Consider the following 12,090-nt stretch of genomic DNA (forward strand, 5'->3'; position numbering starts at 1 on the left):
CCATCCACTTCTAATTTTCCTCGATCGGTCAGGCGTTGTTGTCGACCTCGATCGTGGTCTGGATATAGAGAGTTGCCCCGCCATTGGTATAGGTCGTGAAGGTGAGGCCATTGATTACGTCGTTCGTCGGATCGTTGGCTGTGAAGGTCGAACCAACAGTCCAGTTACCGGAGAGTCGAACTTCATCGTCCGCGCCGGCGGCAGCACCATTGCCGTCACCAAGAATGTAGAGCGTGTTGTCGCCATCAGTCATGGTGATGACATCGTTCGCACTCAGGGCATTGTCCCCGCTGCCACCCTCACTGTTACCAAAATCATCGCTCGTCGACCCGTTACGCAGATCGATCGCTTCGATGTTATCGACCCGATTGATGAGGTCTGCGCTGTCGTCGTCAACGTTAAGGTCAACAGAGCTAGTGAACTTCAGGGTATCGAAGTGATTGCCGCCATTGAAGGTGTCGCTGTCATCATAGATTAGCCAGTCGTCACCGTCGCCACCATTCAGCGTATCGGTGCCACCGCCGCCGACCAGGATGTCATTGCCCTGGCCACCGTTCAGTGTCTCGCCGGTCCCATCACCAATGATGATATCGTCGCTGCTGGTGCCGTTCAGCGTGGTGTTGCCGCCAAAGCCGCTCGACGTCGACACATATTTGACGCTGACGTTCCCCGTGTCGCTGGCACCCTCCGGATCTTCGACCGTGTAGTTGAAGTTGGTCGATTCACCACTATCAAGGTAATTGTCGCCGATACCACTCCACTGGGTGTCGAGGTCAATTGCGACCGTGTCATTGCCACCGTTATGGCTCGGCGTGCTGCTTTCGAAGAAGCCCGACTGACCGCTCCCGGCAGCAACACCCGAGATGCTAAGGCTCGAGGGAGTTTCTGCGTCGTCGTCGTTCCGGAGCAACCAGGCGTCCGGCACCGTGAAGCCACCGGAGTTGCTGGTGATAATGTTGTCATTGCCAGCTTCCGGCGCCAAGTTGTCAGACACAATCGACAGGTTGACCGCCGCCACTGCCGTAAGCCCGAAGCTGTCCTGCATCGTGTACTGGAAGCTGGCCGGACCGTGGTAGTTGGGGTTCGGGACGAACTGCACCTGAGTGTTGCCGTTGATCAGTGTGGCCGTCCCGTTGACACCACCCTGGACGGACACGATCGACAGAGCATCGCTGTCGGGATCGCTGTCGTTGCCGAGCAGCGTCGCGACATCGATAATGATCGGATCGTTTTCCGAGCCAAGGATGACACCATCATCATTGGCCACCGGCGCGTGGTTCACGTTGTTGATCGTGATGACCAGGTCGGCACCGCCCGCCGCGTTGTCGCCGTCCACGCCACCACCGACATCGACGTCGCCATCCGCATCCTTCGTGCCGTAATGGAACACGACGTTCTGTGTCTGAGTGACCGAGCCCGGGGTGAAGGTGTAACCACCGGTCTCCATGTTGAAGACCATGCGACCGAACTCGGTATCGAAGCTGACCACATGGCCCACGATCGAGACGTTCGTACCGGCACCGCCGACCGAGAGCGCATTGGCCGAGACACCATCCCAGCTAAAGGCGACGTCGAACGCGCTGCCGTTGCCGTCATGCGAGAGGGTATAGATGTGGTTGGCACCGTTGCCGTTGGCATCCGGGGTCGTGTCAGCCACACCATTGTCACCCACACCGGACGTGTCGACACCCGTCAGCACGTTGCCGGTGATGTCGCCGGCACCGATCGTGCCTTCGAGTTCGGCCGCGAGGTCGTTCTCGTTGGTCACAATGATCACTTCGTTGACCGGATTGTTGTTGCCGTCCGGATTTGCGACATCGATCAGATCCTGATCCGATGCGTCGAGGCCCGGGCCGACACCAACCGCGTAGACCTTGGTCACGCCGTTGCTCTCAAGCGCATTGTCCCACGCCGTCTTCTGAGCGCCGGTGAGCGAGTGGTCATTGCCCGAGTCACCGTCGACCGTCGGCGTACCATCCGAGAGGAAGTAGACCGTGGTCGGCGCACCGGGGATCTTGCCGTCATTGTCGGCAAGACCCGCACCACCGAAGGACACGGCGTCCTCATAGCTGGTGTTCTGGCCTGCCGGGTCGTTGCTGTTGATGTAGTTCATCGCCTCTGCAGGTGTGCCCCAGAAGTCCATGCGCTGGCCGTCTGTAGCGAACTGCACAACCAAGACCTTCACGTCGCCGAGCTGGTCATACTTGTTGAGCAGGTTCTCGATCGCCGCACGGGCCAGGTCGAGACGCGTCTCGCCATTGCCGCCGACGACGTCATCCATCGAGCCGGAACGGTCGAGGATGATCATGACGTTGTTCTGCTGCGCACCGTTCTCGTCGCCCGAGTTGGCGTCGTTGTAGTTGATCGGCGCGATATCGGCTTCCTGGTGAACGCTGACCGAGAAGTCCGCGCTGTCCGTGTCGCCGTCGCCGTCCGTCACCTTGTACGAGAAGTCGTAGGTGTGCGGATCGACGTCCTGCGAGGTCTGGTTGAAGCTCCAGGAGCCGTCCTCGTTGACGGTCAGATCGCCATGCGGCGTCGAGACAGTCACCGAGCCGTTGCTCAGATTGTGCTCCTGACCGTTGAAGGTCACCGAGGTGATCTTGCCGCCGTCGGCGCCGAGATCGTCATTGGCGAGCAGGCCCGGGGCCGCAACCACCAGTTCCGCACCGCCGCCTTGCGAGAAGCTCGGCACCGCGGTGAGACCGTCATCGACCGCCACCGGCAGATCGTCGTCGATCTGGATGTTGATGAAGGCCGAGGCATGGTCGTTGTTGCTGTCGGTCGCCAGCACCGGAACGCTGAGGCCCAGATTGTCTTCGGTGTCGACCGAGGAGTGCTGGAGCGGCTTCAGCAGGGTGAAGGTCCAGGTGCCATCGCCGTCATTGCTGGGGTTCAGGCCCGAGAGAGTCAGCGTGAAGTACTGGTTCGCCGGATCGGTCGGGTCGGTCCCTTCGAGGTAGCCGACGATCGAGGTCGCGCTGACGACATGCCACAGGATGTTGCCGCCGGCCAGGTTGTTGACGCCCGTGTCGGAGCCTTCGCCCGCCGCCAGGGCAACCGTGCCTGGAGCATCGCCAAGGAAGTCGGCATTGTAGGTGCCCGAGCAGCTGGCGCTGGTGCTTCCGATGTCGTCACCGACGGACGGAGCCGGCAGATCCTGGTTGCCGCCACCCACGAAGTCCTCGTCGACGAGGCCAGTGTTGGTCTGAAGCTCCTGGTCGTAGCCGATGGTCAGCGTGGGCACGTCGTTGCTGTCGACCGTGATGGTGACGCAGCCGTTGACATAATCGCCGTCGGCATCGGTCACCTTGGTGTCGAAGTGCAGCACGGCGTCCTCGTTGCCATCGATCTTGCCGTAAAGCTCGAAGTCGTACTCCTTGGTTTGGTCGTTGAGCGTGATCTTCCAGATCACCTCGTCACCGGCCTTGCCGATGATGGTGTTGCCGCCATCAGCCAGCGAGTTGATGATGCTGATGCCATTGTGGTCGTAGCCGCTATCGCCCGTGGTGATGAAGGCGATGTCGCCGGCGCCATCGGCACCGAAATCGGCGCAAATGGTCCCAGCGATTTCGGTCGGCAGGAGCACTTCCTCGACCAGGTTCAGCGTGACCTGCTTTACATTGTAGTCGGAGCTGTCGCCGGCATTGTTGCCATTGCCGTCCGTGGTGCCCGGGAGAGCCGCGAAGCGGATCTCGTCGAAGCCGCCGGCCGGACCGTCGATGTGCAGGTTGAAGTTGCCGCTGGTGCTGGTCGCGACGAAATTGGTCGGACCGGCCACAAGGACGCCGTCCTTGTAGAGGCTGTAGGAACCGACTTCGTTACCGACTGTACCTTCGGTCGAGTAGAAGACGTTGATCTCGACATCCGCCGAGGTCGCCCACTTGCCTTCGGCAGCTTCGCCTGCGTTGTTCTGCAGCTCGAAGATCATGACTTCCGACGTGGTGTCGCCTGCTTCGCCGTTGCCGAGATAGTTGATCTCGTTATAGCGCGAGCCGCTGCCACCATCGACCGAGGAGGTGATGCCAAAGCCCGGCACACCCGGCAGGTTCTCGTTCTCGTTGAGCGTGGCACCAGCATCGCCCGGAACCGAGACGCGGATCTCGATCAGGCCCGACTGAGCCGGGTAGTTGCCCGGATTGACGGTCACATGACCCGCATCGACAATCGCGGTTTGCGACGGTTCATCGATGTCGCCTTCGACACAGCAAGCTGTGGGCGCGTCGTCATCGACCGTAACCTTGATGGTCGCGGTCTTGGTGTCGCCGTCACCGTCGGTCGCCTTGACGCCGAATTCGAAGTTCAGGTTGTCTTCGTAGCGGGTTTCCGGACCGTTGTTCTGGTTGTTGGCATCGTTGAAGGGATGCTTCAGCGCCTGATAGAGCGTGAAGGCCCAGTCGGCGCCACCGGCGGTCGGGGTCAGCACCAGTTCGAAGACCTTGACGTTCGGGTTGTCGTGGCGGACGCCGACGATCTGTCCGTTGCTCACGGTCACATCGACCTTGACGCCGTCAGCAGTCGTGAGGTTGCTGAGATTGACGGTGTCGCCCTTGCTGTTCTTCACCGAAACGCTGGTGAGGGACAGCGAACCGCCATCGGCACCGAAATTGACTGCCAGCGAACCACCGGCCGTCGTGCCGTTCGGACCGTCGCCATTGCTGGCGGCGTTTTCACCATTGTCCGGGTTGGTATCGTTGTCCTGCTGGCCGTTGGCGAAGTTGGTCGCCGTGGTCAGGAAATCTTCGTCGACCTTGGCATTGTTGCCGCGGACCTCAATGTCGGACGGAACGTCGTCCTTGATCTTGATGGAGAAGCTGTCGCACGAGCTGTCGCCATCCGAATCCGTTACCGTCGCAGTGAAGTTGACCGTCTTGTTGTCGCTGCCCGGATTGTCGTGCTTGATCGACTGCACCATGTCGAAGGTGAACGAACCGTTGCCGTTCTTCGTGACGGTGAAGTAGACGTCGCCCGGATTGTTGACGTTTACGCCGTTGTAGCCGCCCGCACCATTATCGACCAGCACGATGGCTTCGCCAGCGAGGTTGGTGATGGCCGTGTCGAGGCTGAGCGTGGTCGTGCCCGGCTGGTCGGCACCGACGCCGCCGAAGAAGCCGAAATCGAGATAGAAGGTGGTATCGTCGCCGCTGTCGCTGGCGATACCGGATTCCTTCACCTCATTGTCGTCGCCCTGCTTGTTGTAGAACTTGACTTCGAAGCCGTCGGGGCTGTCGTCATCGACGCGCACCACGATACCGGCCGTGACTTCGTCGCCGTCGCCGTCCTTGGCGCCGATGGTGAAGCCGAGGTCGATGTCGTTAGCATTGTCGTTGTTCTCGTTGCCCGGATGACCGTGCTCGAGCGCCTGGTAGAGATCGAAGCGGAAATCGCCCGTATTCGTATCCAGCGTGAGCTTGAACACGATGTTGGCCGGGTCGCTCGGGTCGCCACCGACATAGCCGACCACTTCGCCAGCGCTGTTCTGGTGCAGGAAGACCGGGGCATTGTCCGACGAGCGCAGCACGCCCGCCGACATGTCCTGGGCCAGCAACTTGATCGCGAAGCCGCCATTGCCGTCGGCACCGAAATCAACATTGACCTTGCCGGTCGCATAGCTGAGACCGACGAGATCGCTGTTGGTCGGCCAGGAACCATCGGCGTCCTGGTTACCCTTGTTGATCCAGTCTTCGTCGACGATGGCGACATCAGAACCATAACCGACGTCATGGCCGAAGAACTTGAAGTAGCTGGTGTACTCGACGCACTGCACCTTGGGACCATCATCCTCGAAGGTGACCTTCGAGCCGATATCCACCGACTTCGAGGCCACGTCCTGGTCGAAGTCTGTCACCGTGACAACCGCCTGCAGGGCGCCGTCATTGAGGCTGATGCCTTCATCGTTGTCGTTGGTATCCGGGTGCTTCAGCGGGATGTACTGCGCAACCGAGACTTCACCATCCTGATCGATTGACAGCGCGAAGGCTACCGGACCGGCCGGGCCACCGACACGACCAACCACCAGATCACCCTCGTTGTAGAGCAGGATAGCATCGCCATTGAGGTTGGTGATGCCGGAGTCAGTGCCATTGGTCGTCTTGAGCGTCAAGACGATCGAGGCCGGCTCGTCGGCATTGGCGTCGCCGCCGAAGGTCACAACCGGGTTGCCCGATTCACCCCAAGCGATGATCGAACCGAGATCCTTGAAAGCTTGCGGCGCCAAGTGATTCCAATTGTCGTCGTTCTGCAGCCACTTCGTTTCGTCGATGGTGACGTTGTCGGTGTGGCACTCGCTGATCCAGGCGCAAGGCAGATCGTCGATCACGGTCACCGACAGGTGGCCATTGACGCTGTCATTGTCGCTGTCGGTCGCGGTGAAGTTGACGACGATGTCTGTCGTGTTTTCACCATTGCCAGCCGGGTGATCGAGCTGGTCGATCAGAGTCAGCTTGAAGTTGCCGTCGTACTTACCATCGGTCTTTGTGAATTCGACCTTGAAGACATCGCGGCCATCGCTCGACGTCGCCATGGCGACGCCGTTGGCGTCGGGCTGGCCGAGCGTCACGGCAAAGCCCATCGACGTCAGCGCATTACCGAGGCTGAGATTGCTGAAGGCATTCTCAGCCGGACCGTCGGCACCGAACTTGACGCCGGTGGCGCCGGAAACCGTCAGGCTCTCCTTCGAGAAGTCGCTGCCATTGGCGAGATCGTCTTCGTTAAGCGTGTTCACCTTGCACAGCGAGACGTTGTCGATATACCCGCCCAGGCTGTCACTCTTACCGACCGCACGGAACTCGAGCCGCGAGAGATCCGGCGTGCCGTCGCCTTCGCCCGCCTGAACTTGGTAAGTGAATTTCACCCACTGGCCCGGGGTCTGGCCATTGCCATCGAGGGTCGCGATCAACTTGCCATCGAACCAGACTTCAATGCCGTCGGTCGAGGTGTCGCCGACGCGCGGGGTATACCAGACGCTAAGGTCATAGAAGTTGCCGTCCTGGGTCGTAACGTCTTGGATGATGTTCGAGTTGTTGTTGGAGTCGAGCTCCACCAGTTGCTGGCCATCCTGCGGATTGCCGGCGGCATGGTCCTGGATCTCGATGCCGTCGCCGGAGGTCGAGCTCCAGCCGTCGATGTTCTTGAAGATGCCATAATTGCCGGGGTTGACGTCCGGGCTCTCGAAGCTGCCGTTGACCAGCAGGTTGTCGCACTCGCAATCGACGAAGACGGGGGTGTCGTCGTCCACATTGATCTTCAATGTGCCATTTGCGGTGTCGTTGTCGACATCTTTCACCTGGTAGTTGATGGTGATGTCGAGATTGTTTTCATCGTCGCCGTCGGCATGCTTGATCGCCGCCAGCTGGGTGACCGTGTAATTGCCGCTTTCGTCGTCGCTGAGCTCTACCTTGAGCACCTCGACACCGTTCTGCGAGATGATCAGCGTCGTGCCGCCATTGCTGACGGCCGAGCTGAAGCCCATGCCAGCCGGGAATGTTGCGCCGGTCAGCAGCGTCGTTCCCGGGACATCGGTCCCGTAATTGTGCGACAGCGTGCCGGTCAGGTTGGCCGTATCCGGCACCACGTCGCCCACGCCACCGGGGTTGCCGTTGGCAAGCGCGTCGTCGTCCAACTGCACCAGGGCATTGCATTCAACCGTCGGGCCGTCATCCTGCACGCGAACGACCAGCGGCGCATCGACATGGTCGCCGTCATAGTCGGTGCCGCGGAAGTTGATCGATTCCGGCGTCGTGTCTTCATGCACGATGGTCATATGATCGATCAACAGACCCGGATCGACATCTTCGTCATCCTCGTTCATGACGCCGAAACCGATCTGCGTCGGACCATCCGTCGTGAACGTGTAGGTAAAGGTCAGGTAGCCAGATTCTTCATCCCAGCTGAAGAAGCCGTTGCTGGCACCGGACCCATTGTTCGCCAAGCCCACATCGCTAAGCAGGAAGACCTCTCCCCCAACCACGATGAACGCGAAGTCCTGGTAGAAGGGGCTGGTGCCGCCTTCGCCGCCGTCGCTCTCGTTCTCGAGGAAATTGAACTTCACGGTCAGCGTGTCCCCGGCGGTCACATTGACGATTTGCTTGATCGCCGTGCCGTCCGTCGGTTCTTCGCTATCATCCGACGGGTCGCCGTCATTCATGTTGTCATTGCTGGGATCGCCATCATCGACCAGAGCAGCAAGCGCACCGCTCGACAGCCCGAAAAAGGATTCGATATCTCCGGCCGACGAACCACCCTCGCCGCCTTCGCCAGAGGCAATCAATAGCGCCTGATTGTCGGGATCCGGCTGGCCATCGATGGTGCCAATGTGGCCCACGATCTCGGCATTGCCACTACCGAGGACAGTCCAGGCATCAAGCGTGTCGAAATTGTCTTCAAGAACAATACCGCCCGCATCACCTTCGCTGAACACCACCAGCGGCGGCGTCATGTCGTCGGCATTGGTCGGATCGCCCTGATTGATCTGGTGCAGCTGAACCATCGTCAGCTCGCCCGAACTCGGGTCGAGATGCAGCACGAACACCGGCACGTCGCCATTCTCGGCGACGTCCTCAACGGCAATCGCCTGATCGCCGCCCTGATTGTCGAGTTCGCCGTCGCCGTCAACGTCGCCCGGATTGGCGACACCAATGATGGTATTCGCATCGATCTGAATGGCGCGCACGGTGACTTCGACGCCGTCGATCGTCACGGTCCAATTGGTGGCGCCCGCGGTCAGCGGCGCATCGGCCGAGCCGACATAAAGCTGGTAGGCGGTCGCATTGGCATTGCCGTCGCCGGTAAACACCGTCTCGCCGGCCTCTTTGTTACCGACATATTGCCAATTGCCGCCTTCGCCTTCTTGCCAATTACCGGCCTTGCCGTCGGCGCCGAAGCTGACGTTGAGCCAAGTCTGCGCAGCGCCGATCGGCTGTAGGCCAGACCAGCCGGCCGCTTCCAAGCTATCTGCAACACCAGAGTTGGATTCAGAATCCACGTCGTTTTCAGCCGTCGTTTCCTGGTCGGAATCCGGATCGCCAGGCTGGCCACCAACGCCACCCTGCACGCCGTCCGTTTCGTCATGAACGATGCTGGTATCAGTCGGATGGACGGTGACCGGGACGTAGGCCCAATTGGGTCCTTCCTCGCCTGGGCCTTCACCGTTATCGTTGAGATCGACCCAATCGTAGCAGAGAGAACCGAGCGCCGGCACGTCGTCGATGTCCTGGAACACCAGCGCGCCATCGGGAACGCCGGTTACCGAGCCATCGGAATCAACGGCAAAGAAGGGAACATTGAGGTCGAAAATGTCGGAGATGTCGCCATCGGCATCATTGACGCCCGGGATGTTGTCGATAACGCCGTAAATGGTGAAATCCATATTGAAGTCGACGGGATTCACCGAGCCATCATACTCGCGCAAGCCAATGGTAAATACCACAGTCGCGTACTCGTAAGTCTCTTCGCCGTAAGTATAGGTTTCGACATAGTAGGCGACGAGCGTCTCGCCGTAGCTGTTGTCGATGTTCGGATCAGGGTCCGTATCCGGCGAGCCCGGCAGAACCAAATATTGCAATTCATTGCTGTGCGAGGTCAGGTTCATCGCCTGAAGTTGGTCGATGATCGGCGTGCTGCCGCCATTGACAAAGGTCAGATGGCCGGGGACATCACCGAAGAAGTCGACTGAGATGACTGCAGTTGTGGTGGTCGGCTCACGGTCCTGGTCGATGCCATTATTGTTGTCGTCCAGGCCCGGCTGCTGCGAACCGTCTTCGTGGTCATTCGTGTCAAACGGATCATTACCCTGGCCATTGGGGTGGCCCCAATAGGAGCTACCCAAGCCGCCGAGTGAGTCGCTAAGACCATCGAGCACATGCGAGGGGAAATCGTCATACTCCTTGGCCGCCTGCAGCGATTCATTACCTTCGCCGCCGGTCAGATCGTCTTCGTTGACCGGATTGCCGGGGCGGATGCTGACAATAACTGGGGAGGTGTCGACCTCATCGGCTTCGATGAGTTCAACGAACTCACGCTGGATCAGATTGTAGTTGAGAGCCGTCGGATCGAGGCCGCCGACGGCATTGAGGCCGCCGATGCCGGCCTGCGGATCGAACGGGCTGAAGAGGCCGCCGTTGTTGTCCGGGCCAGCGCCCTGGTCACCGGCGCCGGGACCGGCTGCCGTCTGGATGTCGAGGTTCGGATCGGTTGCGGCGAGCACGGCGGCCACGTCGACCGGCTTGCCATCGTTACCAACGATGTTGACTTCACCCTGCCCGACCGCATCGGCGTAGCCAACCAAGATAACCGTGACGTCACCAACCTTGACCGCGAGGTTGCCGTTGTCGCCGAGGCGCGCCACCAGGCCATCGGCCGGGAAAGGCAGTTCCACCGTCTCGCCGGGGGTCACCTGGACCCGCACGACATTCTCACCCTGCGGCACCTGCACCTGCACCGGCGTACCGGACTGCGTCAGGTGGGCCTGCTCGACATCGCTCTCATGGATGGATGAGGCGTTGTTGGCAGCTTCGGTCTGATTGATGGTGTTGTCGGTGGCCATGGCTCGCTCCAATCGGTCGGTTAACTAGGAGGCGGGAGGGGCGGAAGAATTTCACGAAAGGCGGAATAATTCCGTGCCCCCTGCGTGATGAACAGACAATAAGAGCGCCGACGGTCACGCTCAACGCCCACTCCGTCGCAATCGATATACGATCGTGTGCGCAGATTTGTTTTTTGGGAAAATTTGGAATAATTGCGTCTTGTAAAAGCACCGCTTTGTCACGGACCAGCTTCTACAAGCGGCGGTTGCTCATGTCCGAGGCATTTGTTCCTTCGAGCAAAATCAAGCGATTTCAATCATTAAGACGTAAGCGAGATCACCCTCTGCACGGCGCAGAATCGGGCAGATGTTGGCCTTGGCCATAATCAACCTACCCGGGCGCAAACAGACGATGCGGGCCGGGTAAACCTGATTTCTACCCTGCGCAAACTGCTCGACAATTTGCCCCAAAGGAAGTGAGGATTTTACCTGGAAATACTGATCGAGAGGCTTACCAACAAGAGCCGATTCGCCCAGCCCCAACCACTTTTGCGCAGCACTGTTGGCCTTGAGCATCACGCTCTGGCCGTTGGCGACGAACGCCGGCACCGGACAGGCATCGGCGATCAAGGAGGCAGAAACACCCTGCCCCGACATGGATTGCTGCCGGACCCGGTCTTCAAGGTCGGATATCTGCTGCTTCAACTCGGCAAGGCATTGGGCGCGAACGGTCGCGGAAAAATTGCCCTCGTGGTTGGTCGCGGTCGAAAGCTCGTCAACAAGCTGATTGAGGCGCATCCGGCGACGCCCGGCCGCCTGTTCCAATGCTGCCCAGGAAGCCTGATCAAGCTTCAGCGAATAGCGCCGGCCGCGGTATTGAACGACGCGATGTACCAGCTTCGGATCCGGCAGCGACTTCGCCAATGCCGCCGTCGATTCACGTTGCAACTCCATACGAAGCAACCCCTCGTTTACTGGCTGATCAGGCTGTGACAGAACTGTAGCGTGCGTTGAAAAATTGCCCGAGCACGCGGCCTGCTCCCCACAATGGCCACACACCGCAGTGTGACACAAATGAGGGGGGGCTGACTAGTGCCTCATTTCCGCTTTCAGCGAAGCGGCGCAACTGGCTAGAATAGCGAAACATTCTGCCTTGGGGGTTCGGTTATGCCTTTTGTGATGCGCGACGGGAATGGCCAGATCATGGCCATCTACCGTGAGATGAGTGCTGGGGCAGAAGAATACCTGCCGCCGACCCATCCCGCGGTTCAGGAATTTGTTCAGCATAACGTTGCCGCGCTGGCGAACGGGCATGGCGAGAAGCCTGCGATGTTGCAGTCCGACCTCGACATGATCCGCGTCTATGAGGATCTGACCGACATTCTGCTGAGCAAAAACGTCGTGATGCTGACGGATTTCCCCCCCGCCGCGCAGGACAAGCTGATGCGGCGCAAGCGTCTGCGTTCGTCGCTCAGTCCCATCACGGAATTGCTGGATAGCGGTGATGAGGACGAGCAGGAATTGCCTTGATGCGGGCCTGCTTCAGGCGGAGAAGCCCTGATCAGCGC

Annotated in this window: 3 protein-coding genes; 1 reads left to right on the forward strand and 2 read right to left on the reverse strand. The window is 59.8% G+C overall.

Going from position 1 to position 12,090, the window contains the following annotated elements; genetic code table 11:
• Positions 1-28: 28 nt before the first annotated feature.
• Both ACE3OA_RS18565 and ACE3OA_RS18570 read right to left on the reverse strand, forming a co-directional pair.
• Positions 29-10,543: a DUF5801 repeats-in-toxin domain-containing protein gene (locus ACE3OA_RS18565; RefSeq protein ID WP_374313503.1), complete on the reverse strand. Its 10,515-nt coding sequence runs from the start codon at positions 10,541-10,543 to the stop codon at positions 29-31.
• 282 nt (positions 10,544-10,825) lie between these two features.
• Positions 10,826-11,476: a ribbon-helix-helix domain-containing protein gene (locus ACE3OA_RS18570; protein WP_374313505.1), complete on the reverse strand. Its 651-nt coding sequence runs from the start codon at positions 11,474-11,476 to the stop codon at positions 10,826-10,828.
• A 249-nt stretch (positions 11,477-11,725) separates the two neighbouring features.
• Between ACE3OA_RS18570 and ACE3OA_RS18575 the strand changes: the two genes are divergently transcribed.
• Positions 11,726-12,052 (forward strand): hypothetical protein, encoded by a 327-nt coding sequence (locus ACE3OA_RS18575; RefSeq protein WP_374313507.1) that lies wholly within the window; start codon positions 11,726-11,728, stop codon positions 12,050-12,052.
• Positions 12,053-12,090 lie beyond the last annotated feature (38 nt).

Source organism: Dongia sp. (assembly GCF_041906375.1).
GTDB lineage: Bacteria > Pseudomonadota > Alphaproteobacteria > Dongiales > Dongiaceae > Dongia.